Source organism: Pseudomonas putida (assembly GCF_028682175.1).
GTDB lineage: Bacteria > Pseudomonadota > Gammaproteobacteria > Pseudomonadales > Pseudomonadaceae > Aquipseudomonas > Aquipseudomonas putida_AD.
Genome location: NZ_JANHKS010000005.1, coordinates 37,790 through 63,295, shown reverse-complemented (window position 1 = coordinate 63,295; position 25,506 = coordinate 37,790). Strand labels below are relative to the sequence as shown.

At 61.6% G+C, this 25,506-nt stretch carries 23 protein-coding genes and 1 pseudogene; 11 read left to right on the top strand and 13 right to left on the bottom strand.

Annotation, left to right across the window (positions count from 1 at the left end):
* Positions 1-53: 53 nt before the first annotated feature.
* Positions 54-599, top strand: a complete 546-nt coding sequence (locus NPS29_RS05560; protein WP_274131226.1) for a cysteine hydrolase family protein — start codon at positions 54-56, stop codon at positions 597-599.
* A gap of 118 nt (positions 600-717) precedes the next feature.
* Entirely contained in the window at positions 718-1,470 is a 753-nt protein-coding gene (locus NPS29_RS05555) for a hypothetical protein (RefSeq protein ID WP_274131225.1), read from the top strand.
* 185 nt (positions 1,471-1,655) lie between these two features.
* On the opposite strand, the gene NPS29_RS05550 is transcribed toward NPS29_RS05555, so the two are convergent.
* From NPS29_RS05550 to NPS29_RS05535, 4 genes are all read right to left on the bottom strand, one after another.
* A complete protein-coding gene (locus NPS29_RS05550; protein WP_274131224.1) occupies positions 1,656-2,330 on the bottom strand; it encodes a DUF3313 domain-containing protein in 675 nt (224 codons plus the stop codon).
* Positions 2,331-2,533: 203 nt separating this feature from the next.
* On the bottom strand, positions 2,534-2,965 hold the full coding sequence (locus NPS29_RS05545; RefSeq protein ID WP_274131223.1) for a nuclear transport factor 2 family protein: 432 nt from the start codon (positions 2,963-2,965) through the stop codon (positions 2,534-2,536).
* 87 nt (positions 2,966-3,052) lie between these two features.
* Complete coding sequence (locus NPS29_RS05540) at positions 3,053-4,468, bottom strand: MFS transporter (RefSeq protein WP_274131222.1); 1,416 nt, start codon at positions 4,466-4,468, stop codon at positions 3,053-3,055.
* Between the two features lie 358 nt (positions 4,469-4,826).
* Complete coding sequence (locus NPS29_RS05535; RefSeq protein ID WP_274131221.1) at positions 4,827-5,954, bottom strand: metallophosphoesterase; 1,128 nt, start codon at positions 5,952-5,954, stop codon at positions 4,827-4,829.
* A gap of 271 nt (positions 5,955-6,225) precedes the next feature.
* Here NPS29_RS05535 and NPS29_RS05530 point away from each other — a divergent pair, with 271 nt between their 5' ends.
* Positions 6,226-7,137, top strand: coding sequence for a LysR family transcriptional regulator (locus tag NPS29_RS05530; RefSeq protein ID WP_337993879.1), 912 nt, complete (start codon positions 6,226-6,228; stop codon positions 7,135-7,137).
* Positions 7,138-7,157: 20 nt separating this feature from the next.
* Here NPS29_RS05530 and yghU read toward each other — a convergent pair whose 3' ends face one another.
* Positions 7,158-8,027 carry a glutathione-dependent disulfide-bond oxidoreductase gene (gene yghU, locus NPS29_RS05525; RefSeq protein WP_274131220.1) on the bottom strand — a complete coding sequence of 290 codons (870 nt, stop codon included), beginning with the start codon at positions 8,025-8,027 and terminating at the stop codon, positions 7,158-7,160.
* Between the two features lie 342 nt (positions 8,028-8,369).
* On the opposite strand from yghU, the gene NPS29_RS05520 reads away from it, so the two are divergent.
* Positions 8,370-9,710: an OprD family porin gene (locus tag NPS29_RS05520; protein ID WP_425312448.1), complete on the top strand. Its 1,341-nt coding sequence runs from the start codon at positions 8,370-8,372 to the stop codon at positions 9,708-9,710.
* A gap of 126 nt (positions 9,711-9,836) precedes the next feature.
* Here NPS29_RS05520 and NPS29_RS05515 read toward each other — a convergent pair whose 3' ends face one another.
* Positions 9,837-10,136 carry an RcnB family protein gene (locus NPS29_RS05515; protein ID WP_274131219.1) on the bottom strand — a complete coding sequence of 100 codons (300 nt, stop codon included), beginning with the start codon at positions 10,134-10,136 and terminating at the stop codon, positions 9,837-9,839.
* Between the two features lie 302 nt (positions 10,137-10,438).
* Complete coding sequence (locus NPS29_RS05510; protein ID WP_274131218.1) at positions 10,439-11,242, bottom strand: EAL domain-containing protein; 804 nt, start codon at positions 11,240-11,242, stop codon at positions 10,439-10,441.
* Positions 11,243-11,620: 378 nt separating this feature from the next.
* Here NPS29_RS05510 and NPS29_RS05505 point away from each other — a divergent pair, with 378 nt between their 5' ends.
* The 3 genes from NPS29_RS05505 (at position 11,621) to NPS29_RS05495 (ending at position 14,977) form a co-directional block, all read left to right on the top strand.
* On the top strand, positions 11,621-12,244 hold the full coding sequence (locus NPS29_RS05505) for a response regulator transcription factor (protein ID WP_274131420.1): 624 nt from the start codon (positions 11,621-11,623) through the stop codon (positions 12,242-12,244).
* A 97-nt stretch (positions 12,245-12,341) separates the two neighbouring features.
* A complete protein-coding gene (locus tag NPS29_RS05500; protein WP_274131217.1) occupies positions 12,342-12,725 on the top strand; it encodes a response regulator transcription factor in 384 nt (127 codons plus the stop codon).
* 299 nt (positions 12,726-13,024) lie between these two features.
* Positions 13,025-14,977: a putative bifunctional diguanylate cyclase/phosphodiesterase gene (locus tag NPS29_RS05495; RefSeq protein WP_274131216.1), complete on the top strand. Its 1,953-nt coding sequence runs from the start codon at positions 13,025-13,027 to the stop codon at positions 14,975-14,977.
* On the opposite strand, the gene NPS29_RS05490 is transcribed toward NPS29_RS05495, so the two are convergent.
* Positions 14,952-15,731: a substrate-binding periplasmic protein gene (locus tag NPS29_RS05490; RefSeq protein ID WP_274131215.1), complete on the bottom strand. Its 780-nt coding sequence runs from the start codon at positions 15,729-15,731 to the stop codon at positions 14,952-14,954. The genes NPS29_RS05495 and NPS29_RS05490 overlap by 26 nt on opposite strands.
* Positions 15,732-15,957: 226 nt before the next feature.
* On the opposite strand from NPS29_RS05490, the gene NPS29_RS05485 reads away from it, so the two are divergent.
* Complete coding sequence (locus NPS29_RS05485) at positions 15,958-18,081, top strand: TonB-dependent receptor family protein (RefSeq protein WP_274131214.1); 2,124 nt, start codon at positions 15,958-15,960, stop codon at positions 18,079-18,081.
* A gap of 45 nt (positions 18,082-18,126) precedes the next feature.
* Here NPS29_RS05485 and tspO read toward each other — a convergent pair whose 3' ends face one another.
* From tspO to leuC, 3 genes are all read right to left on the bottom strand, one after another.
* Positions 18,127-18,567, bottom strand: coding sequence for a tryptophan-rich sensory protein TspO (tspO, locus tag NPS29_RS05480; protein ID WP_274131213.1), 441 nt, complete (start codon positions 18,565-18,567; stop codon positions 18,127-18,129).
* Between the two features lie 124 nt (positions 18,568-18,691).
* Positions 18,692-19,300, bottom strand: coding sequence for a 3-isopropylmalate dehydratase small subunit (gene leuD, locus NPS29_RS05475; protein WP_274131212.1), 609 nt, complete (start codon positions 19,298-19,300; stop codon positions 18,692-18,694).
* 3 nt (positions 19,301-19,303) lie between these two features.
* A complete protein-coding gene (gene leuC / locus NPS29_RS05470; protein WP_274131211.1) occupies positions 19,304-20,725 on the bottom strand; it encodes a 3-isopropylmalate dehydratase large subunit in 1,422 nt (473 codons plus the stop codon).
* 491 nt (positions 20,726-21,216) lie between these two features.
* Here leuC and NPS29_RS05465 point away from each other — a divergent pair, with 491 nt between their 5' ends.
* Together NPS29_RS05465 and NPS29_RS05460 are read left to right on the top strand one after the other, a co-directional pair.
* On the top strand, positions 21,217-21,372 hold the full coding sequence (locus tag NPS29_RS05465; RefSeq protein WP_274131210.1) for a hypothetical protein: 156 nt from the start codon (positions 21,217-21,219) through the stop codon (positions 21,370-21,372).
* Positions 21,373-21,507: 135 nt separating this feature from the next.
* The gene (locus tag NPS29_RS05460) at positions 21,508-22,266 is read left to right on the top strand and encodes a sulfite exporter TauE/SafE family protein (RefSeq protein ID WP_274131209.1); all 759 of its coding nucleotides are present in this window, start codon (positions 21,508-21,510) and stop codon (positions 22,264-22,266) included.
* Here NPS29_RS05460 and NPS29_RS05455 read toward each other — a convergent pair.
* Positions 22,254-23,750, bottom strand: coding sequence for a PLP-dependent aminotransferase family protein (locus NPS29_RS05455; protein ID WP_274131208.1), 1,497 nt, complete (start codon positions 23,748-23,750; stop codon positions 22,254-22,256). The genes NPS29_RS05460 and NPS29_RS05455 overlap by 13 nt on opposite strands.
* 180 nt (positions 23,751-23,930) lie before the next feature.
* Here NPS29_RS05455 and NPS29_RS05450 point away from each other — a divergent pair.
* Positions 23,931-24,539: pseudogene (locus NPS29_RS05450) on the top strand (sensor histidine kinase); the annotation flags it as partial.
* 35 nt (positions 24,540-24,574) lie between these two features.
* On the opposite strand, the gene NPS29_RS05445 reads toward NPS29_RS05450, so the two are convergent.
* Complete coding sequence (locus NPS29_RS05445; RefSeq protein ID WP_274131207.1) at positions 24,575-25,462, bottom strand: LysR family transcriptional regulator; 888 nt, start codon at positions 25,460-25,462, stop codon at positions 24,575-24,577.
* Between the last annotated feature and the right edge of the window lie 44 nt (positions 25,463-25,506).

The window sequence follows — 25,506 nt, the reverse complement described above, 5'->3', positions numbered from 1 at the left end:
CTACTTCTGCGGACTATTGAAGCTGCAGCCACCTTTTCTCCCCGGAGTTTCCCATGAGCAACACTGCACTGATCGTCGTCGACATCCAGAATGACTACTTCCCTGGCGGCAAATGGCAGCTGGCGAACGTCCAGGCAGCGGCCGATAACGCTGCGCGCATCATTGCCGCCGCGCGAGCGCAGGGTGATCTGGTCATCCACATCCGCCACGAAACGCCGTCCCCGGATGCGCCGTTCTTCGTACCCGGCAGCGAAGGCGCGCAACTGCATCCCAAGGCTGCGGCCCTGCCTGACGAAACGGTGATTCTCAAGCACTTCATGAATCCGCACCGCGAGACCCGGTTGTTGGCGATCCTGCAGGCTCGCGAGATCGAGAACGTGACCGTCATCGGCAACATGAGCCACATGTGCATCGACGCCGTGACCCGCGCCTCTGACGATTTCGGCTTCAAGACCACCGTCATCCACGATGCCTGCGCAACCCATGATCTGGAGTTCAACGGCGTCAGCGTGCCGTCGGTCCAGGTCCATGCGGCGTTCATGGCGGCGCTGCGGTTTGGCTATGCGAAGGTGGTTTCCACGGAGGAGTTTCTGCGCTGAGGGCAGTGAGGGCCTAAGGATTTTGCGGTTGCGGACGATACCGTCTGGTGGCCTGGCCAGGCATCGGTCCTGCGCAGCCGCACCTATCCTTGAGGTTCAGCATGACAGGAAGCTTTGCATGATCCCCCGATCTCTCGCCGTGTTAGCGGTGTCCCTTGCCGCGACGTCGGCTTTCGCGGCGCCCGCCGCGCCGAGTGCGCAAGCCACCGGTGAATACCACGCAGCGTTGAAGGCCCTTGACGATCTGGTTGACGAGAAAGACGCGCTGATGGCGCTTTCGCAACAGGAAGGCGCCGACAAGCAGCAGGCCGAAGCGATCATCACGCGGATGACCGAAAGCCACCAGCAACTCAAGGCTCACCTGGACAACGCCGCTGCGGCGGGGCACGCGGTTGCCTTTCATTTGAAGGCCAGGTTGCTGTTTGCCGAAAAACCGTTGGGCAGCAAGGACGCGGTGTGCGCACTGTATGGTCAGGCGGCGGCGCTGGGTTTGACAGCCGGCGCGCTGGAGTACGCCAAATGCGCCCTCAGCTACCCGCCAACCGATGAGTTGAACAAGCGTCTGGCCCTTCTCGAGACGGTTGTGCAGGGCGACGACCCCTATAAGGCGGACTATCCGCTGCCAACCACGTTCCCCTATTGCTATCCCAAGCACAAGCCGGCCCTGCAGCCGGGCGAGGACCCGATCGCCTGGGTTCAGGACAACGCACGCCCTTTGAACCTGAGCCTTGAAGAGTTCCGCGCCGAGGGCTACTACGGGTTGGCGATGTCGTCGTCCGAACCCAACGAACGCCGCCGGGAATGGCTGACCTCCGCGTTTGCCCACGGATGCCGTGAAGACTCGGCGCGGGTGAAGAACTGGTTGAAATAGCGGGTTCGGGGTGGAACGTCCGCGAGGTTTGCAGCTGGCCTGTAACCCCGTAGCAGCACGGCTTGCCGGCGTTGGCGATCTTGCGGATGCCATCGCGGGCAAGCGCGCTCCTACAGGGCCGGTGGAGATCATTCGTAGCAGTCCGGCTTGCCGGCGGGGCGGTGTATGCGACAGAACCCGCGACGCTATTTGCCGGCCTTGAGTTTTTCGAAGCTCAGGCGCATGTCGGTGGCCCAGGCGTCGAGCACCGGTTTGACGTCGTCCAGGGTCAGTTGGGTCTTGTCGTTTTCCAGCGGCTTGCCCGCACCCTTGCGCACCACCTGGGCCAGCACTCTGTTGCTGTCGGCATCCAGAAACGCCGCTTCGGTGGCGATGTCGACGCTCTGGTCGCGCCCGCCGGAAGCTGTGTTCACAGCCGCCGCCACCAGCGCGATGGGAACGACCTCATACGGTTTCAGGCCTTCGTTGTGGGTCGATACTGCGGTGATCGCCGGGCGTACGATGATGGTGCCGGGCCCCGGACCCTGCGCCAGTGCCAGATCCTTGCCCAGTTCGCGCTTAAGCGCGGCATCAAAGTAGCGGGTGATCGATTGCAGCGTCTGCGCGGAGATCACCGCCGTGGGCTGGGGCTTGGGATAGAACTGGCTCGGCTCGATGTACACCCGGCTGTATTGTCCCGGCCTGATGTCCGGATCGATCCAGCGCATTACCGGCGCCCCAGTGGCGCTTTCAGCCGGCTTGAGACGGCTGTAGTCCTTCAGAAAACCTGAGTACTGGCTCGGATCGACCCGGGAACTGGCGCAACCGACCAGTACCAGCAGGGTGCAGCACAGCAGCGTGTTGAACACAGATGTTTTCATCGCGTGACTCCCTTCATGAGGATCTTGAGGCTAGTACAACGCTCGGGATCTGTCGGGTTCAAAGCGATTTATCGGGGTTCGAGTCGCGCCCTTGGGATCGGGCGGGCAGGGGTGAACTGATGAATGCTGGATCGATCGCCAGCACCTGGCCTGCCGGCGTGGCGATCAACGATCACCCGCGCCGACAGGCCGCTGCAACTGGATCAGAACTTGAAAGCCTGACGGCCGATCAGCAGCCACTGGCCTTTCTGTTTCTGCCAGATCTGGAAGTTCTCGATCTCGGTCGGGACTTCCACGCCACTGTTCACCGCCTGGGCGGAGAAGTGGTTGCGCACCAGGGCGACGTCGCCGTCCATGGTGATTTTCTGGTTGAGCATCTGCAGCGTCTTGAAGCCGCTGCGGCCGGTTTCGATGTCGGCGATGAATTCATCCTTGTTCTGGATCTTGCCGCTGGAATGGCCATAGGTGACCTTCTCCGAGGTCAGGGCGGCCAAGGCCTTGGTGTCCTTGTGCAGCATCGCCTGGGTCATTTTATCGACAGCCTTGGCGACATCCTGTTCGTCCGCAGACGGTGCTGCGGCGACATAGCCCGAAAACAAACATACAAAACCCAACAGCAGTCTGGACCTGGTCATCGATATTTCCTTTTTGTTGTAATCGGGGCGATATACGCCCCGCCTGTATCCACGGGCGACCGTGAGAATCCGGTTGTAGAGGGCCGATCAGAGATCGGTGATTTCCTTGTGGCGCGGCACCAGGGCTTTCATCACGCTCCACGCCACCAGGTAAGCCAGGGCGCAGATGGCGAACATGATCATGTAGCCGGTGTGGATGTCATTGATCGACTTGTAGTAGTCGAACACCCAGCCACCGATCTTGGTCATGACCACGCCGCCCAGGCCGCCCGCCATGCCGCCGATGCCGACCACAGAGGCGACGGTCTTCTGCGGGAACATGTCGGACACGGTGGTGAAGATGTTGCAGGACCACGCCTGGTGTGCCGATGCGCCGATGCCGATCAGTAGCACCGGCACCCAGAAGCTGATGTAACCCAGGGGTTGCGCCAGCAGCACCAGCAGCGGGAACAGGGCGATCACGAACATGGCTTTCATGCGGCCGTCGTAGGGCTTGTCGCCACGGGCCATGAAGTAGCTCGGGAACCAGCCGCCGCCGATGCTGCCGACCATGGTCATGCTGTACAGCACGAACAACGGCATCACGATGGCCGCGCCTTTCATGCCGTATTGCGCAGACAGGTATGTTGGCAGCCAGAACAGGAAGAACCACCACACGCCGTCGGTCATGAACTTGCCGAAGGCAAAGGCCCAGGTCTGGCGGTAGGTCAGGAGCTTGAACCATGAGACTTTCTTGGCAGGCGCGCCCGGCACCGGAGCGGCCTTGACCTGCTCGGCCTCGTCGCTGCGGATGTAGGCCAGTTCATCTTCAGTCAGACGCTTCTGCTGATCCGGTTTGTCGTACATCGCCACCCAGAAGCCCAGCCATACGAAGCCCAGCAGGCCGATCACGATGAACGCCGATTCCCAACCCCACATCGCTGCGATCAGCGGCACGCAGATGGGCGCTGCGATCGCGCCGACGTTGGCGCCGGAGTTGAAGATCCCGGTGGCGAACGAGCGCTCTTTCTTCGGGAAATATTCAGCCGTGGCCTTGATCGCAATGGGGAAGTTACCCGCCTCACCGATGGCCAGCACCGCCCGTGACAGCATGAAACCTGCAATGGACACCGGAATCGCCGCGAAGCCCAACGCCGTGGTGATCGCGCCGATCCCCTGGCCCAGCGGCACCGCGAACGCATGCATGACCGCGCCGGTGGACCAGACGCCGATGGCCACCACGTACGCGGTCTTGGTGCCGATCTTGTCGACCACGCGCCCGGCGAAAATCATCGCGATGGCATAGACGAACTGGAACACCGAGGCGATGTTGGCGTAGTCGGTGTTGCTCCAGCCAAACTCCGTGGACAGGTCCGGCGCCAGCAGGCTGAGCACCTGGCGATCCAGATAGTTGACCGTGGTGGCGAAAAACAGCAGCGCGCAGATGGTCCAGCGGTATTTACCGACAGACCGGGTTGCCGCCCGGGTGAGGCTTTGCGGATGGGTGGATTCGTTCGGGTTCATGGCATCACTTTTATTCTTGGAGGGGTGATGGTCTCTCGGCTGTTTACGAGAGTGCACGTGTACGTCTCCGGAGCGCGAGGCCCTGGAGTCAGACGTCTAACAAGTGCGGTGCGGCGGGGTGGCAACCAGATTCTCGGGAGGACCCGATATGGCATAACGCTGACGTAGCAAATGAGTGGCCCAGGGCAGGGCATTCGGGGAGATGAACAAGGAAGTCGAATTCATGGTGGTGACCGACACTCATTTTTTATTTTTAGAGGTGAACGGACGATTTATCGTCTGTCGTCGTACAACACCCTATTTATAGCCAGCGATCCCTGCGGCTGTCAATCTTTGGCAGTGAGAAGGCTGCGACTTTTCAGCCTGGGCCCACGGCTCGTTTGAGGGTGATCCGCGTCAACTCCGAAGGGACGCCCAGGCGCAAGGCGAATCCGGGCCAGAGGGCGGTGCCGTTGTTGACGTAGAGCTGCATGCCGTCGACGTCATAAAACCCGGACACGAAGCCTTCGTTGGCCCGGGCGATGAACGGGGCGAGGGGGCGGATCATGCCGCCGTGGGTGTGGCCCGACAACTGCAACGCCACGCCTTGGCGGGCGGATTGCCGGGCGTTGCGTGGCTGGTGGTCGAGCAGGATGATCGGCGTGTTGGCGGGGGCGTCGGTCAGCGCTTGTTTGAGGTCCGGGCCGGGCAGCCCCGCCCGTGGCGCACTGAGGTCCGTCACGCCGGCCAGTATCAGCTGCGCGCCGCCCCGTTCGATCAGCGCATGGCTGTTGTTCAGGCGCGTCATGCCCAGTGACACGAAGTACTGCATCCAGGCTTCGTTATCGAAGAAGTATTCATGGTTGCCCGGGATCACGAACACCCCGTCGGTGGCGTACAGGTCGTGCAGCGGCGCCACGTCTCGGGTACGGGCGCTGATCGGGCCGTCAATCAGGTCACCGGTGACCACGATCAGGTCCACCCCCAGCGCGTTGGAGCGCTTGACCACCGCGCGCGCCCACGGCTCGTCGAACAGCCGGCTGATGTGCATGTCGGTGAGTTGCAACATCTTGTAGCCCTCGAACTGCGGGGGCAGGTTCTTGATGGCGACCTCGATGTCCTTCACCGGCGGCACGCGCATTGCCTGATGCACGCCGATGGCCGCCAGCACCAGTGCTGCGCCGCCTGCGGCGTAACGCAGGGTGGCAGGGATGGTCAGCCAGCGCTGGCGAACCAGCATCGTCAACAGCGTGCCCAGGTCCAGCACGATCTGCAGCACCGCGATGAGCAATATCGCGCCAAACGCCCAATTGAAGAGAATCACTACCGCACGGGGAAATTCCGGGTCGAACACGCTGCCGGACGAGAGCCGGGAATACAGGTGATATTGCGAGGCGAGCAGCAGCAACAGCGCACCGGCCAGCCGAGCTGCCAGCGGCCAGGGCATCGGCCAGATGAACCGCACGGTCACATACAGGCAAGGGGTGGTGAACATCAGGTGAAACATCGGGTTGCTCCAGTGGCCGTGGTGGTCCGTGCGCTCGCTTCGCAACAAAGCTCTGAAAACGTCCAGTGAGAGAGGTTCCCCGTTTTCATTGCCTGCATGCTGGCAGATTACACCGTCCCGTAGCAGCACGGCTTGCCGGCGGGGCGACCTTGAGGCCCACCCGCGGGCAAGCCCGGCTGCTACGGGGTCGCGGTCAGCCTCCTGAAAATCGACCCCCTTTGCGCTGTCGCCCTTTATGATGGGCTTTCACCCACGGCCAGGGGCCAGGACCTTGATCAACAAATTGCTGGCAATGGAAGTCTTCGTCCAGGTCGTGGACACGGGAGGATTCACCCGCGCGGCGGAAAACATGAAGTTGCCGAAAGCGACTGTTACCACTCTCATTCAGTCGCTGGAAGCGTCGCTGTCGGTCAAGCTGCTGAACCGTACGACACGCCACGTCAGCGTCACCGCCGACGGCGCATCGTTCCACGAGCGCTGCCTTCGCATATTGCGCGAGGTGCGTGACGCCGAAGAGGCCGTCTCGCAAAGCCGTCTCAGCCCTTCAGGGCGTTTGCGGGTCGATGTGCCAACCGGCCTTGCCAGCGAAGTGATTGTCCCGGCGTTGCCGGATTTCTTCGAGCGCTATCCGGACATTCAACTGGAACTGGGGTGCAGCGACCGCCCGGTGGACTTGGTCGAAGAGGGCGTGGACTGCGCCATACGCGGCGGCCGACAGCTTGCCGATTCGCGCCTGATCGCCCGGCCTGTCGGGACGATGCACTACGCTACCTGTGCCTCGCCGGCCTACCTGGAACGCCATGGCCGCCCGCTGCACCCCAACGATCTGGCGCAGCACCGTTGCGTGAATTACTTCTCCGCGCGCACCGGCAAGATGTTCGACTGGTACTTCACCCGAGATGAGGAGCGTGTGCATGTGGCCCTGTCCAGCCCCGTCGCCTTGAGCGACAGCTATGCCTACACCGCAGCAGGCCTGTCGGGACTGGGTATTATTCAGATGGCGGATTTCCTGCTGGCGCCCTGGGTGCGGGAGGGGCGTCTGGTTACCGTGCTCGACGACTGGGCCAACGAGCCGCTGCCGCTGTACGCCGTGTACCCGGAAAACCGTCACCTCTCGACCAAGGTGCGGGTGTTCGTCGACTGGATCGCCGAGCTGTGCGCGAACACCAGCACCCTGCACTGATCACGGCCACACCGGAGTGGCTACTTGAAAAACGGCGCGAAATCAGCGGCGTCGTGACGCTCGCGCAGAAAGGTTCCCGGTGCATCGGACGTGCGATTGACGATGCGGCCCCGGGCCACGGCGGGGCGTGCGGCAATGGCGTGATACCAGCGCAGCAGGTGGCTGTACTGCTCGACTTCGAGGTACTGGTGAGTGTTGTAGACGCCAAACAGGCTGCCCGGATGCCACGGCCACACCGCCATGTCGGCGATGGTGTATTGATCGCCCGCCAGGTATTCCCGCGTTGCCAGATGGGTGTCCAGCACGTGCAACTGGCGCTTGGTTTCCATGGCGTAGCGGTCGATGGCGTATTCGATCTTGATCGGCGCGTAAGCGTAGAAGTGGCCCAGCCCGCCGCCCACGAAAGGCGCGGTGCCCATCTGCCACATCAGCCAGTTGAAGGTCTGCGCCCGTGCTCGTGGCTCTGTCGGCAGGAACTCGCCGAAGCGCTCCGCCAGATAGACGAGGATTGAGCCGCTTTCAAAGACGGGCAGGGCCGGGTTCATCGAACGGTCCACCAGCGCCGGGATCTTCGAGTTCGGGTTGATGCCGACGAACCCGCTGCCAAACTGATCGCCCTTGAAGATGTCGATCAGCCAGGCATCGTACTCGGCGCCCGTGTGCCCCAGCGCCAGCAATTCCTCCAGCAGAATCGTCACCTTCTGCCCGTTGGGGGTGCCTTGGGAATACAGCTGAAGCGGGTGCTTGCCGACTGGCAGCGGCTGGTCGAATCGCGCGCCCGAGTCAGGGCGGTTGATGCTTGCGAATTGGCCGCCGTACTCGGTCTTCGGTTGCCATATCTTGTCAGGCATATAGCCGGCGGGCTGATAGTCTTGCGCGGTGTCTGCCATTGGAAACTCCTGGGGTCCCGAATGACGGGAGATAGGGGAAATCGAGATGGCAGGACTCTATCCAGACCGACCGTTCGCTTATACGCCCCGGCGCCGAAATGAGTTTTCAGCAGGCTGAACAATGAGGATCGGCTGTCCGCCTTGTTGCTGTCTACGCTGCCGATTACCCCCCCAGCATGTAAAAACTGTTTGTCCGCAGCCCCGCTATTTGCCGCTCGCTGCCTGCTCTAGCCTTGCTCCGCCACAGCCTCTGACCGGTTGGGCACTGCGCCCATCGCGCAGCACCCGAACAATAAATGCGGCGGTATCGGCTGCACGCACACAACAAGAGTGAGCAGGACAATGAGCACAAAGAGCAGATTCCCCGCGCGCCTGATGATGACCACCGCGGCGCTTGGCGTTGCACAGGTGGTTCACGCAGGGTTCATCGAAGACAGCAAGTTGACGGTCAACGCGCGCAACTATTACTACGACGTCGACAACCACGAAGGCGGCAAGGACCAGCGCGAGTGGGCGCAGGCCTTCAAGGTCGATTACCTGTCCGGTTTCACCGAGGGCACCGTAGGCTTCGGTCTCGACCTGCAGGGCCTGGTGGGCATCCACCTGGATGGCGGCAAGGGCCACCACCCGGACAGCAACACCTTCACCCCCAGCGACAGCGATGGTTCGGCGCCCCATGAGTGGAGTGCCGGGGGTGCCACAGCCAAGCTGCGGTTCTCGAAAACCGAACTGCGCTACGGCAACACGCTGTCGCCGAACCTGCCGATCCTGATCGCCAACGAAAGCCGGCTGCTGCCGCAGACGTTCGGTGGGTTCATGTTCACCTCAAGGGAAATCGACAACCTCACCCTCACGGGTGGCCAGATCGAGAGCGCTCGGGGCCGAGCCTCGACTAACAGTTCGGGCCTATCGGTAGCCGGTGCTACACGGGACAGCAACAAATTCCGCTTCGCTGGTGGTGACTGGAAGGCTACGAAAAACCTCACGCTGCAGTACTACTACGCCAACCTTGAAGACTTCTACACCCAGCATTTCTTCGGCCTGCAGCATGTCCTGCCGATCAGCGAGAGCCAGAGCTTCAAGACTGACCTGCGCTATTTCAGAAGCCGCTCGGACGGGGCCAACGGCGATGTCGGCTACCGCTTCAACAACAACGGTGGCTACGCGAAGGATCCGGGCGAGGTGGACAACGACACTGGCATCGCCACCTTCACCTACACCCTGCACGGCCATAGCCTGAGTCTGGGTTATCAGCATGTGTCAAGTGACGGCGGCTTCGTCTGGGCCAACCAGGCCAACGTGGTCGATGGTCGCGGGCGCAACGACGGGGAGGGCGGGGCGTCGTTCTATTCCTGGTCGGACGCGGTGGTGGGCAACTTCTCCCGCGCTGGCGAGAACACCACCATGGCCCAGTACGCCTATGATTTCTCCAGCGTCGGGGTGCCGGGCCTGAAGACCTCGGTGGCCTACCTGCGTGGTGAAGACGCCAGGGCCGCCAATGGCACCGGCCCTGACACCCACGAGTGGGAAACTGACATGCGCGTCGATTACGTGGTGCCATCCGGGCCGTTGAAGGGCTTTGGGACCACCCTGCGCCACGGCATCTACCGTGGCGGCGGCAGTCCGATTGTCGACACCAACCAGACCCGACTGATCTTCAACTACACCTACACGTTCTTTTGATTCAAGGCAGGCAGGACCGCATCCTGTGGCGCTTGAGCCAGGAAGTTGCCCGTGCCCTGCACGGGCTGTTTGTGAATGCGGCCCCGACTGCCAAGCTTGGTGGCGATATGGCTGAACGCCTCCCCATCACTTGTTGACCATTTCCTTGATGGTGCCCGTCGGCACACTGATCAAGGCATATTTGCCGTTGATTTGCACCCATTGCTCGTGCTCGGCGGGCGCCTTCAAGTGCCGACTTTTCCAGTCTTTGACTTCCATGCTTTCACGTTGATATTCGTCAGGCACGGGATCGCCCACTTTGTATTCCCTGTCCCCGGTTCCAGGGCGATTGAGCGTCACGCCAGGTTCATCAGCCGCGTAGGAAACGCTTGAAACTGCGCAGAATAGAGTGATGGATAAAGCAGCGATTGAGAGTTTGGACGTCATGGATCATTCCTTTGGTGGGGAAATTTGAGGATGTCGAGGCATCAGCTTTCAGGACCATCGCCCAGCGGGAGAGATCAGAACCCGGAGTATCCAGGCGAAACTGGGAGATTCTGATGTCGCATCCGTCCATTAAGCTGAGTCCTTCAGCCCTGTATGGTTCAGAATAAAAAGATCACCGGACCGAGCGTCTGACATCGACATCGACTCGCCAACCGAGTGACAGGCCGCGCCGACGAGTGCGAAAGGGGCGCCCGCCGGCTTGCCAACGGGCAGGGCGGAACCGGGGCGTGCAGAGGCCTGGATCAGGTGCGGCGAGATGCAGGGATCAACGCCTGCGGCATTGTCTGCAGTTTGCCCACGGCGGGTTTGGCAAAAAGAAAGCCCTGCATGAGATCGACGCCCAACGCCAGCAGCGTGTCTCGTTCTTCAAGCGTCTCGATGCCTTCGGCCACGACGGTAATACCCAGCCGCTCAGATACCAGTACGATGCCTTCAACAATGGCGCGCCGTACTCCATCCCGGTCAATACCGCGTGTCAGCGCCATGTCGATCTTGAGAACGTTGGGCTGAAACATCGCGAGGAAGTTGAGTCCGGAATACCCTGATCCAAAATCATCGATTGCGGTCGTGAAACCCTGGCGCTCGTACTCCTGAAAGATGGATTTCAGGTGATCAGGGTCGTCGACTCGCTCCCCTTCGGTGACCTCGAACATCAGGCGCTCAACCGGGAAGTCAAACGTGCGGGCAGCTTCCAGTGTTGCACGAATGCAGGTTTCGGCCCTGTACACGGCATTGGGAAGGAAGTTGATGCTGAGCTTGCAGTCCGGGATCGCGGGGAGGCCCAGTTCCGCCGCGAGCTCAATGGCTCGCACCCGGCACGCCTGATCAAAGCGGTATCGGTTTTGATCATTCACCAATCCCAGGATGCTGGCAGCGGATTCGCCATTGAGACCACGAACAAGGGCTTCGTAGGCGTACGGCAAGCCTGTCCTGACATTGAAGATTGGCTGGAACGCCATGGTGAAGCTGAAACCCAGGTTATCGAGGTTCCGACACTCAGCGCACCCAACCGATTTGAATGGAGTCAACGGTATTTGTTCTGCCATAGGTTTTCCAGATACGACGGCCAGTCACAGTGCGCTTGCACAGGATATTCAGCACGCTCACTTTACAGTGAAAACCGGCCTTGGGTAGGCCTCTCGTTCAACGCTGCGGACCGCAATCACGAATGTATGTGTCTGAACAAATGGCTGAAATACAGGGGTTTATGTCCTATCGACCTGCGCGGTAACTTTTTACAGTAGGTCGCCTGTACATTCGCCTGGCGCGGCGACAGAAGACAGTGCGTGAGTGGGGGTAAGGGGTGATGTCTGCAACTGGCCTGCACTCGCCGTACACCACTCAGAGGCGTTGCGCGTTCCGGGCGTCAGGCTCTTTACGAACAAGGAATGATAACCGTGGGCACACTTCAGGCCGTTGGCGAAATGACTACCCCAGCCTCTATTGTCTACATTGTCGATGACGATCAACTGCTGCGCGAGTCCTTGAGCAGCTTGCTTCGTTCCATCGGCCTGCGCGTGGAAATCTTCGCGTCAGTGGCGGACTTTCTTGATTTCAAGCGGCCAGATGCGCCGTGTTGCCTGGTTCTGGACGTGAGGCTTCAAGGTGTCAGCGGGCTGGATTTCCAGAACGAACTGGTCAGGAAAGAGGAAACCGTGCCAATCGTCTTCATGACCGGGCATGGCGACATCGCCATGACGGTACGTGCGATGAAAGCCGGCGCGATCGATTTTCTGGCCAAGCCGTTTCGCGAGCAGGACCTGCTGGATGCCGTCGCGCTGGCATTGAGCAAGGATCTGGAACAGCGCGAGGTCAACAAAGGGCTGGCCGGCCTGCGCAGCCGCTACCAGAGCCTGACGGTGCGGGAGCAGGGCATCATGGCGCTGGCAGCGTCGGGATTGATGAACAAGCAGATCGCAGGTGAGGTGTGCCTGAGTGAAATCACCGTGAAAATCCATCGGGCCAGTGTCATGCGAAAGATGCAAGCCAAGACCTTCGCCGAACTGGTGCGCATGGCTGAGACATTGAACCTGGCCATCAAACGTTGATTTATACGCAAGTATGATTAAGCGGGAAATGTGAAGGCGTATTGTGCGAGCAGGCGAAGTCATTTGACTTGTACCTTATCAACGCAAGGTACGTAAATTGCCCACTCCTGCGATTATATCGATTGTCGACGATGATGATTATGTTCGGCTCTCTCTCGGCAGTCTGCTGCGTTCGTATGGGTACACCATTCAGTTGTTCGACAGCGCCGAACACTTCCTCTGCTCTGAACTCATGGGAGTCACCGATTGCCTGATATCTGACATACAGATGCCGGGCATGAGTGGCCTGAACATGTGCGAGCACCTCATCGCGCAGGGCGTCCAGATACCGGTGATCTTCATGACAGCCTCCGCCGAGCCCGCGCCCAGGCTCGCGGCGCAACGCCTCGGGGCTGCGGGGTATCTGACCAAGCCGTTCGACGAACAACCCCTTGTCGCGTGCATCCAGGCTGCCTTGAATTCCGGACGTTCCGAGGCGTGACCCCACGCCTCGATGTCGAATGACCCACCGCCGTCGCGGGCAAGCGCGCTCCTGCAGACTTCTGGTCGTGCGCCAAGAACGGATAAAAATCAATCCGCTCGAGTGCGAACTTCGTATCTTTCCATTCATCCAGCGGCCTTGAAAAACGTGTTGAAGATCATGTCTGCGCCTTACTTACGAACGGTCTTCAGAAATGAGCAGGCAAGCCGAGTACACAGGAATGATCCTGAACAACGTCGATAGAACCGGTGGAAAGTTGAAATGGTAACGGTTGTGAGCGCTGCGGGACTTCCCGATCAATGAGAGACAACCTTTTCTCGCGGTTCAGGGCACTGTTTTCCGTGGACCGTGACAACGCAAAACTGCTGAATGCGCAGTACGTTGCACTGTCCCGGCAACTGCCGGTGATGTACGTCATCCTGCTGGTGAACACCATCGCCCTGGCCTTCACCCACGTGCATCTGGCCCCGCGCTGGCTCGCGGTGTACCTGCCTGCGCTTCTGACCGGGGTCGGCAGCCTGCGGGCCATGCTGTGGTGGCGCAAGCGCGGTGTGCCGGCCCACCCTGACGCCATCCTGCAGACGCTCACCCGCACCAATCGGCTGGCGGTGTTCCTGGCGTTTGGCTTCACGGCCTGGGCGTTGGCGCTGTATCCCTACGGCGATGCCTACTCCCGTTCGCACATTGCGTTCTACATGGCGATCACCGTGATAGCCTGCATCTTCTGCATGATGCACCTGCGTTCCGCCGCCCTGATCACCACGGCCGTGGTCAACATCGCCTTCATCGGCTTTTTCGTGTCCACCGGCACTTACGTTTACATGGCGATGGCAGTCAACGTACTGCTGGTGTCTGCCGCAATGATCTGGGTGCTTCAAGACCATTACAAGGATTTCACCCGGCTGGTGAACATCCAGGCCCATACCGAGAAACTCAGCGCCGACAATGAACGGCTGGCCAATCAGGACAGCCTCACCGGGCTGCCGAACCGTCGGCAGTTTTTCGCTTTGCTGGACGATCATCTGGCCAGTGCCTCCGAGCAGCAGTCACGTTTTGCCGTAGGCCTCATCGATCTCGACGGCTTCAAGCCGGTCAACGATCTCTATGGCCACAGCGTCGGTGACAAGCTGCTGTTCCAGGTGGGGCAGCGCCTGATGGGCTACGAAAGCGACGGCCTGCACATGGCGCGTCTGGGCGGCGACGAGTTCGGCCTGCTGAAAAAAGATGCGTCACAAGACGTGTTGGCAGCGCTGGGGACTGACATCCAGACGTTACTCCAGGAGCCCTTCAGCATCGGTGACATTCAGGTGTCCATCAGTGCCTCGTTGGGCTTTGTGATCTACCCGGACATGGCCAGCGATGCCACCCAGGCCTACGAGTTCGCCGACTACGCGCTGTACCAGAGCAAGCGCGAAGGGCCGGGCAGCATCTGCCAGTTTTCGGCGGCCCACTACCTGGACCTGAACCGCGATATCCGCACGGAGCAGGGGTTGCGCAAGGCCGATGTGGCGCAGGAATTCAGTGTCGTCTACCAGCCGATTCTCGACATCCGCTCGGGCAACACGGTGGCGTTCGAAGCCTTGGCTCGCTGGACGAGCCCTCAGCTCGGCCCGGTGGCCCCCGGTCAATTCATACCCGTCGCTGAACGTCTGGGGCTGATCAACCGCTTGACCGTGCCCTTGCTCAGGAAGGCCTTGGCCGGGGCGATGGCATGGCCGCACGATGTGCGCCTGGCGTTCAACCTGTCAGCCCATGATTGCGGCTCCAGGGAAGCGGTGCGCACCCTCGTCAGGCTGATCGAGGAAAGCGGAATCGATCCGGCTCGCATTGATTTCGAGATCACCGAGACAGCCGTGATACAGGACATCGAGCAGGCCCAGTGGGCTGTCCAGACCTTTCGCACCCTGGGCTGCGGCATCTCGCTGGATGACTTCGGCACCGGCTATTCCAGCCTCAGTCAGTTGCACGGGCTGGCGCTGACCAAGCTCAAGATCGACCGCTCATTCATTACCAACATTCAGAGCAATCCGGCCAGCTACAAGATCGTCAAGTCGCTGCTGGCGCTGAGCGCCGACATGGGCCTGGAGTGTGTGAGCGAAGGCGTGGAAACCGCGCAAGAACTTGAAGTCTTGAGAAGGTTGGGCTGCGTGCTGGTGCAGGGCTATCTGATCGCCAAACCGATGTCGCCCGAGGACTCGGTGGCCTGGCTGCGCGACAGGGGCCGAATCAATGTACAGGCCCGGCACCCTTGAGCCATTTGTCGAGGATGGCTGCATAGGTACCGTCGCGCCGGATCCTTTCAAGCTCGGCCTTGAAGCGGTTCACCGTTTCGTCCGGCGTGCCCGGGCTGAACGCCATGTATAGCCCGTTCTCACTCGACAGTTCAGGCAGGGGCAATGAGCGCACCATGGTGGTGTCGGGATCGTCACCGTTCTTGCGCATCAGGTTGATGGCGTTCAACTCGTTGGAAATCCACAGCTCGACGTGATCCACTTTAAGCTTGCGGTAGTTGTTTTCGTACATGCTGCTGGACTGCAACTCCTTGCCCACTACGAATCCATGGGCGATCAGGTATTGCTCGCCGACGTCCTGGTTGACCGTTGCGATGTGGTAGCGGCGAGCATCGTCCAGGGTCGTCAACTGGATCGGGCGATCCGACAGGCTGAAGAGGTACCATCGCGTCGGTGCAATGGCGCCGACCCATTTGAACAGAGGCTCGCGCTCGGCCGTCCTGGCGATGGAGTAGATCAGCACGTTTTCGGTGTGCAGCGCCAGGTCATAGGCCCGTGCCCAGGGCAGGATCTCGATGTTCGCAGAGGCCCCCACGCCTTTCATGACCGTCCGCACGATCTCCGTGCTCAGCCCCGTTACGCTTCCGTTCTCTGACATGTTGTACGGGGGAAGCTCTTCGGTGACCACCCGGATCGCGGGCTCATCCGCAGCCGCCAGGCTCGTGGCGCCCGCCAGCAGGATCGCGACCAGGCCTTTCAGGAAAGCGTGAGCCATTGCATACCTCTCATCGCCGGGGCTTGCGGGTACAAGCGCAACCAGCGTTGGATTTCAGGTGGTTATTGTAGGTGTTTCTGGTTAGGGGGCTGCGACTTGCGGGAGTTCATTTTAGGAAGGCCTCGGGAAATGCGTCTGCGGGGGTGCAACCGGCGCCGGGACCACGGATAATCGCGCCCCCCTTGATCATCGCCTATGCGCTGCCCGCTAAAACAGGAAGTTTCAGATGTCACCTCGCTTTACCCGCTCCAGCTTGAGCGTCCCCCTCAACCTGACCCTCTTTTGCTGGGGCGTAGGCACGAGCAGCCTGGGCTATGCAGACTCCACTGCCTCGACGGTCGAAATTGCCGAGCCCACAGTGGTCACCGGCAGCTATGCGCCGACCTCCAGTTTCGAGCTGCCGTTTTCCATCGACACCGTTGACCTGTCCAGAGGCACCGACGGCCAGCTCGGCGTGAACCTGTCCGAGGTGCTGTCACGGGTGCCGGGGCTGGTGGTGCAGAACCGTCAGAACTACGCCCAGGATCTGCAGATTTCCTCGCGGGGATATGGCGCACGCTCGGCCTTCGGCATCCGTGGCTTGAAGCTGTTCAGCGACGGCATCCCGGCCAGCACCCCCGATGGCCAGGGGCAGGCGGCGTCTCTTAACCTCGATGTGGCGGACCGCATCGAAGTCTTGCGCGGCCCGGCCTCGACCATCTATGGCAGCAATGCCGGCGGCGTGATCCAGATGTTCACCCGCGACGGCCAGGGGCCGGCCACTGTCGGCGCAGAAACCACCTTTGGCAGCGACGGCTTCAACAAGAATCATCTGTCGGCCCAGGGCGGCAACGAGACGGCAGGCTTTGTGCTGGATGCCTCGCGCATGGACACCGATGGCTATCGCGACCACAGCGCGGCCCGGCGTGACCAGACCTTCGGCAAGCTGACGCTCAACCCTGACGAAGACTCCCACCTGGCGCTGATCTACAGCAGCCTGGAGCAGAACAATACCCAGGACCCCCTCGGCCAGACCTGGGATGCCTACAAGCAAGACCCGCGTTCGGTGGCCTCGGTTGCAGAGACCTACAACACGCGCAAGAGCATCGATCATCAGCAACTGGGCATGAACTACGAGCGTTACTTCGGCGACGCCACCTTGCAGTTCAACCTGTACGCCGGGCAACGCAGCGTCATCCAGTACCTGTCGATTCCGCGCACGGTGGCCTCCAACAGCCAGCGTGGCGGCGGTGTGGTGGACTTCGACCGCGAGTTTCACGGTGGCACCCTGCGCTGGATTCAGCCGGTGTCCGCGCTGCCCGGAGATTTCAAAGTGACAGTGGGTGCGGACTACGACCGCAGCCAGGATGATCGTCGCGGCTACCAGAACTTCAGCGGCAGCCAGCTGGGCGTCAAAGGCCAGTTGCGCCGCGACGAACAGGACACCGCCACCAGCCTCGATCCTTACGTTCAGGCCCATTGGGCGCTGGGCAACTGGGTCATGGAAGCCGGCGTGCGCCACAGCACCATGACCATGGATGTGGATGATCATTACCTGGCCAACGGAGATGGCAGCGGTTCGAAGAAATACCAGCAGAACACCCCGTCGCTGTCGGTCATGTATGCATTCACTCCCGACCTGCATGGCTATGTCAGCGTCGGCAAAGGCTTCGAAACCCCGACCCAGGCCGAGATGGCCTACGCGCCGGGGCTGGCGGAAAGCTTCAACTTCGGCCTCGATCCGGCCACCAGCACTCAGTACGAAATGGGCCTCAAGGCGCGCCTGGGGGAGGGCACCCGCCTCAACGCGGCGGTGTTCGAAATCCACACCGAGGACGAGATCGTCGTTGCCAGCTCAGCCGACGGCCGCACCAGCTATACCAACGCCGGGAAAACCCTGCGCCGGGGCGTCGAGATCAGCCTGGAAAGCCAGCTCAGCCAGCAGTGGCAGACGACCCTGGCCTACACCCGCACGGACGCGACCTACGACGAGGACTTCATCCAGAGCGGCAAGCTCATCGAAAAGGGCAATCAACTGCCGGGCGTGCCCCTCAACAGCCTTTTTGGCGAACTGGTGTGGAAGCCTCGCGACGGGATGAGCACCGGCCTGGAGGCCCAGTACCGCAGCCAGGTGTACGTCGAGGACAGCAATCAGGACAAGGCGGCGCCCGCGTACACGGTGTTCAACTGGCGTGCACGTTTCGAGCAGGATTACGGTCACTGGACCTTCCACCAACTGCTGCGTCTGGACAACCTGCTGGATCGGCAATACGTAGGCTCGGTCATCGTCGGCGACAGCAACGCGCGCTACTACGAAGCCGCGCCGGGCCGGTCCTGGTACGCGGGGGCGGGGTTCGATTATCGGTTTTGAGGGTAGAGGGGTCTGCGTTTGAGGATGCATCCCCCTCAAAACCCTTTAGCGGTTATGGCGCATGATCGAGAAGTTCAGCGCTGCAGCGACCGTCAGCCAGGCCAGATACGGGAACAGGATCAGTCCCGTGATCAGGTCCAGTTCGATGGCCAGCACCACCATGACCGCCACCACCAGCCAGAGGATGGCGAGAATAACCATGCTGGCGACGATGCGGTTGGCGCCGAAGAATACCGGTGTCCACAGGGTGTTCAGCGCGATCTGCGCCGCCCACAATGCCAGGACCGTCTGGCTGCCGGGTATCAGAGTCAGGCGATACCCGGCCCAGGCGATGAGCAGGTAGATGGTCGTCCAGGCCAGCGGGAACAGCCAGTTGGGTGGCGTGAACGACGGCTTCTGGAGCGATTCGTACCAACTGCCGGGTTTGAAGATGATGCCGGTGCTGGCCGCAGCGCAGCAGGCGATGAGGAAGATATAGAAAGTCATCTGCAGTCCTATGCCGAAGTGATCGGGTTCGAGGGCCGGCCGGCCCTCTGGACGTTGGATGCCATTGCGGCAAAAAAGTCGTTTCTTATTGCAGCAAATACCTGCTCATTGCTCTCGCGCTCCCTCAACTCAGCCAGGGATTGGCGGCGTAGTGGCGGGTTTCGAAATCACGAATCTGGGCCTCCCGTTGCAGGGTGCTCCCGATGGCATCAAGGCCGAGCAGCAGCGACTGCTTGCGCAACTCGTCGATGGCAAAATCGATCATCGAGCCGTCGCTCAAGCGAATCTGCTGGTTGGGCAGGTCCACGCTGATCGTGGCGCTGGCGCCGTCACTGACCATGCGACCCAGGGCCTGCAACTCTGCCTCAGGCAGTTGGATCGCAAGCACCCCGTTTCGTTGGCAGTTGTCGTAGAAAATCCCGGCGAAGCTGGTGCCGATCAGCGCGCGGATCCCCAGTTGCTTGAGGCCCCACACCGCATGCTCACGGCTGGAACCACAGCCGAAGTTCGGCCCGGTCACCAGAAAGCTTGCGCCATTCCACTGAGGGCGGTTGAGCACGAACGCCGGGTCAGGCTCGCCGGATTTCAGGAAGCGCAGATCGAAGAACACTCCTTTGTCCAGGCCGCTGCGATCGATGCCCTTGAGGAACTGCTTGGGCATGATCACGTCGGTGTCGACGTTCGATGCGAGAAAGGGTGCGGCTTTGCCGGTCACGATATCAAAGGGTTGCATGGCTCAAGCCTCCTCGGCAAACAGGCGAACGTCGGTCAGATGGCCACGGATCGCCGCCGCAGCCACCATCGCAGGACTCATCAGGTGAGTGCGCGCACCCGCGCCCTGACGCCCTTCGAAGTTTCGGTTGGTGCTCGACGCACAGCGGTCGCCCGCAGCCAGCACGTCATCGTTCATCGCAAGGCACATGGAGCAGCCGGACTGACGCCACTCGAACCCTGCGTCGAGAAAGATCCTGGCCAGTCCTTCTTCTTCCGCTTGGTCACGCACCAGGGTCGAACCCGGCACAATCATCGCCCGAACGGTCGGCGCGACCTTCTTGCCCTTGACCACTCGTGCCACGTCGCGCAGATCCTCGATGCGCGCGTTGGTGCATGAGCCGATGAAGGCGTGGCTGATCTGCACATCACTCAAGCGCATGCCGGCTTCCAGGCTCATGTAGGTCAGGGCACGCTGCATACCCTGGCGCAGGATCAGGTCATCGATCATGGCGGGGTCGGGCACCGTGCTGCTCACAGGGGCGGCCTGGTCGGGGCTGGTGCCCCAGGTCACCATTGGCTCCAGGGCGTTTACATCGACACTGACTTCGCTGTCGAACACCGCGCCGTCATCGCTGAACAGCTCACGCCACTTCGCTTCGGCCGCTTGCCACTGTTCTCCCTGAGGCGCACGCGGCCTGGACTTGACGTAGGCATAGACTTTTTCGTCGGGCGCCATGAAGGCCCCACGGGCACCGGCTTCCACCGCCATGTTGCAGATGGTCATCCGGGCTTCGACGCTCAACGCCCAGATAACCGGCCCCGTGAACTCGATGGCGTAACCCGTGGCACCGGAGGCACCGATCTTTTCGATCAGGGCCATGATGACGTCCTTCGAGGTGACACCCATGCCCAGCTCGCCGGTCACGGTGACGCGCATGGTTTTCAGGCGTTTGTAGACCAGCGTCTGGGTGGCCAGCAGGTGCTCGATTTCCGAGGTGCCAATGCCAAACCCGAAGGCGCCCAGTGCGCCGTACGTCGTGGTGTGGCTGTCGCCGGCAGCGACCACCATCCCCGGAAGGATGAAGCCCTGCTCGGGCGCGACCACATGCTCGATGCCCTGGCGCTTGTCCAGCACATCGAACAACTCGATGCCGAAGTCGCGGCAGTTCTCCTCGAAGTACGACACCTGCAGCGCGCCGCCGGCGTCCGGCATCCGGGCGACGCGGTTGGCCGCGGTCGGGTTCACATGATCGACCACCGCCAGCGTCGCCGATGGCCGCCACACCGTGCGCCCGGCTTCCCGCAGGCCACTAAAGGCCTGGGGACTGGTGTACTCGTTGGCCACCTGACGGTCGATGTAGAGCAGCACATGCCCTTGATCGTCCAGCGTGCACACAGTGTGGCTGTCGATATGTTTCTGGTAGAGGGTACGAGGGCTGTTCATGGCAGGTCGCTCTTTCTCATTATCAAGGCAGGGTCACGGTTGCGGATGGCCCCAGCATATTCACAACGAAAAAGGCATCAATAGCGCAGGGGTGAGGGTAGAGGACACGAATCGTGGTTGATTCGGGGGGATTGCCACGCATGAAGTCCGTAGCAGTCCGGCTTGCCGGCGTCGGCGTCGGCGTTTTCAAGATCGCCGTCGCCGGCAAGCCGGACTGCTACGGGGGGGGGGGTGTGCTCAGGTGGTGTGACCACCGATCCCTGTAGGAGCGCGCTTGCCCGCGACGGCGGCCGTGAGATCGCCGCCATCGGCAAGCCGTGCTGCTACGGGTGGCCGCCGCCTTTCCGACGAGCAACGCGCTATCAGACCGTGAGTCGCTGGCGCAGGCGCAAACAGGGGCCATACTGACTGGCCCCAAACCCAATACCGACCTTCGTTGCGCTGTGCGGTTTTCTTCGAGGGATGATGAACGACTCAGAGGAGACCTGTGCATGGTTATCACGATCGAGAAGGCTGTTTGCGGTCCTGACTGGCTGGTGATGCTGAACGATTACCCGCTGACATTTCGCAGCATGGCAGAGGCGCAGTCCTTCGTTGACCGCCTAAAGGCCAGGATCGAGGCGCCGCATATCATTCCGGTCTGGTGATCCCGGGGACTGAGATCCCCTTCGAGCCTGACCCGGCAACTGGTCCATTTCAAAACTTCAAAACTGGCACTTCTTTCAACGCTGGGCTGAGTCGACATTACGCCGACCACAGCCTTGAAACGAAAGGAGTCCCCCTTGGAACTGACTGCCGTCACCCTGATCGTCGCGTTCGCCGGCGTCTTTCTGATCTGTTTCATGAAAGGCGCTTTCGGCGGTGGCTTTGCGATTGTCGGGATTCCGATCCTTTCGCTGGTGATGGACCCGATCACCGCCGGCGGCCTGCTGGCGCCGCTGTTCGTCGCCATGGATATCTACAGCCTGCGTTACTGGAAACCTTCTACATGGTCGCGGCCGGATCTGTTCCGTCTGGTCCCAGGGCTTGTGCTGGGGATCGGTGTGGGCTTTGTGCTGTTTCGCGTGCTCGATCATCGGGCCATCGCTATCGTGATGGCGGCGGTGACCCTGGTGTTTGTCAGCCTGTGGTTCAGGGCGGGCGGGGAGGTCAAGGTGCAGCCGCGCTCTTCGGGCAAGGCGGTGGCCGCCGGGATCACTTCCGGGATCACGACGATGGTGGCTCACTCCGGCGGGCCGCCGCTGGCGATTTACCTGCTGCCGCTTGGGCTGAGCAAGCAGGTCTACGCCGGGACCACGAGCATGTTCTTCACCGTCGGTAACCTGCTCAAGGCCGGGCCCTGGCTGCTGCTCGCAAGACCCACCGGCAACGTGCTGAGCCTGACCGGCGTTTGCCTGCTTGCGGTTCCCTGTGGCGTGTGGCTGGGCTGGCGGCTTCACGCCCGCCTGGACCAGCGCCAGATGTACCGCGCCTGTTATGGGCTGCTGGTGGTCACGGCGCTCAAGCTGCTGTGGGATGGTATCAGCGGCTACCTTGGCTGATCCCCTTGGGCCAGATGGTCGCGAACCACCGCTGCGAGGATGCGCACGCCTTCATCGATCTGCTCCGACGTCAGCCCTGCATAGCCCAGGATGAGTGCGGCGGGGCGTTCGCAGTCAGGCGAGACAGGTGTGGCGAACAGCGGGGAGAGGGGGTACACGCCGACCCCGCGTTCAAGCAAGGCGGCCTGCAACGAGGCCTCGTGCCTGGCACTGAGTGTCGGCAGGCGCAGCACCCCATGAAGCCCGGCAGCCATGCCGCGCAGCTCGCTGATCCCTCCCAGGTGCGCCTCGACCGCTTCGAGCAGCGCCTTCCTGCGGCGTTCGTTCTCGCGTCGCAGCCGGCGAACATGACGCTCGTAGGCGCCGCTTTCTATCATCGAGGCGAGGACATTCTGCTCCCAGCTCGCCGAGTGGCGATCGGTCAGACGCTTGGCCTCGCGGAACACCTGCACCAGCTCGCGGGGAAGCACCAGATACCCTAGCCGCAGTTGCGGTGTCAGTGCTTTCGAAAACGTGCCGACGTAAATCACCCGACCATCCGTGTCAGTGGATTGCAGCGCATCGATGGGGCGCTGGCCATAGCGAAACTCGCCACCGTAGTCGTCTTCGATGATCCAGGCGCGATTGCGACTCGCCCAGGCCAGCAGCTCAAGACGACGGGTAATGGGAAGCACCGCACCCATCGGGAATTGATGGGAGGGTGTGACGTAGGCCAACCGCACCTGATCACTGTCTGGCAGGCAGCGGGTATCCAGCCCTGACGTGTCTACAGCAATGGCAAGCGGGCTCGCGCCCGTGGCCTCGAAGCACTGCCTGGCCATGCGATAGCCGGGGTCTTCGAAGACGAATGCATCCCCTGGGTTGAGCAACAGGCGCGCGCACAGGTCTAGCCCCTGCTGCGAGCCGTGAACCACGAGAATCTGTTGCGGATCGCAGGTCAGGCCTCGTGCTCGCCGCAAGTAACCCTGTAACGCGGTGCGCAATCGCGTCTCGCCCTCAGGCACGCTGTGATAGCCGCCAGGCTGGCGCTTGATCAACTCGTCGCGGTAAGCCCGCTGCCAGCTCAGGGCTGGAAAATCTCCAGAAACGATCGCGCCAAACCTGAAGTCGATGCGTGCCTGGGCGTAGGCCATGCGGTACGGCTGCATGGCAGCAACCCGCTGAGCATATCGGGACAGCACGGGCGCCGTTTCCCTGGGCAGCGTCGAACTGGCCTTCGCGGCGCTGGACGATGCACCCGCCACGGCCATCACGCGGGCGGCCTTGCCGGACGAAGTCTGCACGAACCCTTCTGCGGCCAATTGTTCGTAAGCAGCCGTTACCGTGGTGCGAGACACGCACAGCTCCGCCGCCAGCGCCCGGGTCGACGGCAGCTTCTGACCGGCTGCCAGGGTTCCATCCTCTATCTGCCTGCGCAGCTCGGTGTAGATCCCGCGCTCCGAGCCGCGGTGCCCCGCACCTGGCCTGCCGGAAAACTGGTTCATGGAAAAACCTCCAAACTGGTACTTATGGTTGGCCGGGCCCTGAGTGAAATTATGGGTGCTGATCGCTTGAAATCTCTATGGTCAGCCCATGCATTTTGCAGAAATCGTGAGGAGAGGGTGCCCATGCAACAACTCGTCGCTCCTGAACTGCCCGAGGCAGGGGACCTGCCGGGGCCGGTCTTGACCATGCTCGCTGCCATCTCCCATGACCTGATGACGCCCATCACACGCATGAAGCTGCGCGTCGAGCAGATGGACGACAGCCACGAACGGCAGCGACTCTGGAAGGACCTCAACGAAATGCAGCATCTGGTGCAGACCGGCGTTGCCTACGTGCGTAACGTGAACAGCCTCAGCGAGCCGCCATGTCGTGTCGATCTTGACGCTTTTCTCGACGGGCTGGTCAGCGACTACCAGGATTGCGGCCGGGCGGTGACCCGGGGCCAGCGCTGCGGCGTGCTGCTGCAAACCCGCCCCCATGCGCTGCGCCGGGTGCTGACGAACCTGATCGATAACGCACTGAAATACGCCGGCAGCGCGCATGTTCAAGCCCGGCTCGAAGCGCAGGGCTATGTGCAGGTGCGGATACTGGATGAAGGCCCCGGCATTGCCGAAGCCAGTTTGGAGGAGGTATTCAAACCCTTCTTTCAACTGCCGGGAGAGCCGCATCGCAGCGCCGGGGGCGCGGGGCTGGGGCTGGCAATCGCTCATCAGTTGAGTCGGGCGCTCGGCGCCTGCCTGACGCTGCACAACCGTACACCTGTGGGGTTGTGCGCGCAGTTGGCGCTTCAGGTCGAGTGCCCACTCCCGACGGCGGCAGTATTTCAGACCTGCGACAGGCCGGCTGAAGATTCAAACGCCATCACCAGATAATCAATCACCTTGCTGACCCGTGCGGTATGGCGCAGGTCCTTGTGGGTCACCAGCCAAACGTCGTAGGTCTGCGCGCGGGTCTGGTGGGGCCACACCTGTACCAGCCCGTCGCGCTCGCCCATGTGGATCGGGATTTCTCCAAGGCCAAGTCCCGCTGCCAGCGCCGTGCGCACCAGCAGGCTGCTGTTGGCGCTGGCAACCAGGCGCGCGCTCTGGGTGGATTCCTGCGCCAGGTTGTAGCGCTCGCCGGCATCGACGTGGGCCTGGAAGGCGACGATGTCATGGCCGGCAAAGCCGCTGCCGGGCTTGGGCGTGCCTCTCTTGTCGAGGTACTGGCGTGAGGCGAACAGCCCGATCGGCCAACTGACCAGCCGACGCACCAGCAAGTCCGGGTTGTCGGGCTTGATGGTGCGCAGGGCGATATCGGCTTCGCGTTTGGCCAGGTTCAGCATGTCGGTGCCGGCTTTGATTTCCACCCTGACGTCCGGGTACACCTCATGCAGACGGGCAATGGCCGGAATCACGAATTCCACGGCCAGGGAGTCGGTGGAGGCGATGCGCACCAGGCCCGTTGGCCGCTCATCCAGTCCTTCGATGCGGCGTTGCAGTTCGTTGCCTGCCTGCTCCATTTTCTCGGCGGCATCCAGAGCGGCTTCTCCCGCCGTGGTCAGGGCATAGCCGTCTGAGGTGCGCAGGAACAGCGTCGCTTTCAGCGCTCGCTCCAGCGCCACGATTCGCCGCCCGACGGTGGCCTGGTCTACGTTCAGCGCCCGAGCCGCACCCCTTAACGTCGAGATGCGCGCCACGGCCAGGAAAAACCTGGCGTCGTCCCAATTCATTTCAGCTCCAGATGATGCACTTATGCATCGCTATAATGACGAAT

What these genes read in the sequence shown, in the direction of transcription:
- NPS29_RS05560 (WP_274131226.1), top strand. Translation starts at nt 54, where the DNA reads ATGAGCAACACTGCACTGATCGTCGTCGACATCCAGAATGACTACTTC.
- NPS29_RS05555 (WP_274131225.1), top strand. Translation starts at nt 718, where the DNA reads ATGATCCCCCGATCTCTCGCCGTGTTAGCGGTGTCCCTTGCCGCGACG.
- NPS29_RS05550 (WP_274131224.1), bottom strand. Translation starts at nt 2,330, where the DNA reads ATGAAAACATCTGTGTTCAACACGCTGCTGTGCTGCACCCTGCTGGTA.
- NPS29_RS05545 (WP_274131223.1), bottom strand. Translation starts at nt 2,965, where the DNA reads ATGACCAGGTCCAGACTGCTGTTGGGTTTTGTATGTTTGTTTTCGGGC.
- NPS29_RS05540 (WP_274131222.1), bottom strand. Translation starts at nt 4,468, where the DNA reads ATGAACCCGAACGAATCCACCCATCCGCAAAGCCTCACCCGGGCGGCA.
- NPS29_RS05535 (WP_274131221.1), bottom strand. Translation starts at nt 5,954, where the DNA reads ATGTTTCACCTGATGTTCACCACCCCTTGCCTGTATGTGACCGTGCGG.
- yghU (WP_274131220.1), bottom strand. Translation starts at nt 8,027, where the DNA reads ATGGCAGACACCGCGCAAGACTATCAGCCCGCCGGCTATATGCCTGAC.
- NPS29_RS05520 (WP_425312448.1), top strand. Translation starts at nt 8,370, where the DNA reads ATGAGCACAAAGAGCAGATTCCCCGCGCGCCTGATGATGACCACCGCG.
- NPS29_RS05515 (WP_274131219.1), bottom strand. Translation starts at nt 10,136, where the DNA reads ATGACGTCCAAACTCTCAATCGCTGCTTTATCCATCACTCTATTCTGC.
- NPS29_RS05510 (WP_274131218.1), bottom strand. Translation starts at nt 11,242, where the DNA reads ATGGCAGAACAAATACCGTTGACTCCATTCAAATCGGTTGGGTGCGCT.
- NPS29_RS05505 (WP_274131420.1), top strand. Translation starts at nt 11,621, where the DNA reads ATGACTACCCCAGCCTCTATTGTCTACATTGTCGATGACGATCAACTG.
- NPS29_RS05495 (WP_274131216.1), top strand. Translation starts at nt 13,025, where the DNA reads ATGAGAGACAACCTTTTCTCGCGGTTCAGGGCACTGTTTTCCGTGGAC.
- NPS29_RS05490 (WP_274131215.1), bottom strand. Translation starts at nt 15,731, where the DNA reads ATGGCTCACGCTTTCCTGAAAGGCCTGGTCGCGATCCTGCTGGCGGGC.
- NPS29_RS05485 (WP_274131214.1), top strand. Translation starts at nt 15,958, where the DNA reads ATGTCACCTCGCTTTACCCGCTCCAGCTTGAGCGTCCCCCTCAACCTG.
- tspO (WP_274131213.1), bottom strand. Translation starts at nt 18,567, where the DNA reads ATGACTTTCTATATCTTCCTCATCGCCTGCTGCGCTGCGGCCAGCACC.
- leuD (WP_274131212.1), bottom strand. Translation starts at nt 19,300, where the DNA reads ATGCAACCCTTTGATATCGTGACCGGCAAAGCCGCACCCTTTCTCGCA.
- leuC (WP_274131211.1), bottom strand. Translation starts at nt 20,725, where the DNA reads ATGAACAGCCCTCGTACCCTCTACCAGAAACATATCGACAGCCACACT.
- NPS29_RS05465 (WP_274131210.1), top strand. Translation starts at nt 21,217, where the DNA reads ATGGTTATCACGATCGAGAAGGCTGTTTGCGGTCCTGACTGGCTGGTG.
- NPS29_RS05455 (WP_274131208.1), bottom strand. Translation starts at nt 23,750, where the DNA reads ATGAACCAGTTTTCCGGCAGGCCAGGTGCGGGGCACCGCGGCTCGGAG.
- NPS29_RS05445 (WP_274131207.1), bottom strand. Translation starts at nt 25,462, where the DNA reads ATGAATTGGGACGACGCCAGGTTTTTCCTGGCCGTGGCGCGCATCTCG.